This window comes from Lysobacter korlensis (assembly GCF_042434515.1).
Genome location: NZ_JBHLTG010000043.1, coordinates 1 through 1,274, shown reverse-complemented (window position 1 = coordinate 1,274; position 1,274 = coordinate 1). Strand labels below are relative to the sequence as shown.

The 1,274-nt window shown below is 65.6% G+C and carries 1 protein-coding gene; it reads right to left on the bottom strand.

Annotation, left to right across the window (positions count from 1 at the left end; genetic code table 11):
• Positions 1–9: 9 nt before the first annotated feature.
• The gene (locus ACFFGH_RS34350) at positions 10–1,206 is read right to left on the bottom strand and encodes an IS481 family transposase (protein ID WP_386677452.1); all 1,197 of its coding nucleotides are present in this window, start codon (positions 1,204–1,206) and stop codon (positions 10–12) included.
• Between the last annotated feature and the right edge of the window lie 68 nt (positions 1,207–1,274).

Here is a 1,274-nt window from a genome sequence, read left to right as displayed (position 1 = left end):
CCCGAACCCTCAGTGGTTTGGGAGTTTCTTCGTTTTCTGGGGTTGGTAATCGCGGTTCGGGTCGAGTTCCAGTTCGCGGAGTAGTTCTCCGGTGGCGGCGTTGACGACTCGGATGTTGAGGTCCTCGATGAGGAGGATGACGTGGGTTCGGGCGTGGGTTCGACCGATGCCGATGTGGTGTAGTCGACCGTTGGTTCTGAGGGTGACGGAGCCGGTCTTGTCGATGATGTCGCGTCGGATCCGGTCGTGGGTGTCGTTGTCCCGGTTGCCGCTTGGTGCGGCTTTGGGCAGGGCGTCGTAGCGGGCTGCTGGTGTGGCGTGGTGGGGCAGTGAGCGGTGCGGTCGGCGGTGGTTGTATTCGTCGACGAACCGGTCGATGAGGTCTTGCAGCTGCTGGAGAGTGGCCGGCTGGGTGGGGTGGGTGCGGAGCCATTTCTTCAGGGTCGACTGGAAGCGTTCGACCTTGCCGCAGGTGGTTGGGTGGCCGGGGCGGGAGTTCTTCTGCCGGATGTGGTGTCGGCGCAGTTCCGCTTCGAAGGCGTTCCGGCCGCCTCTCCGCCCGGCGCCGGCGAGTCGGGTGGTGAAGACCATGCCGTTGTCGGTGAGTGTTGACGCGGGATATCCGTGTTTGTGGCAGGCGGTGCGGAACTCGGCGACCACGATCGGGGTGGTGACCGCGCGGTGGGCGGTGACCCGGATCGCTTTGCGGGTGCAGTCGTCGAGCCAGGAGAGGATCTCGGTGTCGGTGTCGGTGCCGTCGGCGAGTGGGTAGTGGGTGAAGTCGGATTGCCAGCACTCGTTCGGCATCGCGGCTTCGAAGCGGATGTAGGAGGACTTCGGGCGCTTCTTCGGCTGCGGGGTGATCAGTCCGGCTTTGCTGAGGTGGCGGCTGACCGTGGCCGGGGCGACGGTGATCCCGTGGTGGTGGCGCAGGTGCCAGGCGATCGTCGCAGGCCCGCAGTCCAGTCCCTGCGCCTGCAGCTTCCGACGCAGCTCGACGATCAGCGCAGCGGTGTCGGCAGAGAGCTGGTTGCGGGAGTGCTTCGGTCGGCGCGAGCGCGGTTCGAACGCCGCCTCACCCTCGGTGTGGTAGCGGGCGACGAGCTTGGACACCCACCCCTTCGAGACGTCGTAGGCGCGGGCGACGTCGGCTTGGCTGCGTCCCTCAAGGACCACGGCGGTGATGACCAGGCGAGCTTTCGACACCTGCCGAGACTGCCGCGGAGTTTCCTATGTCTTGAGACATGCGTTTCCTATGTCCTGAGACCACACAC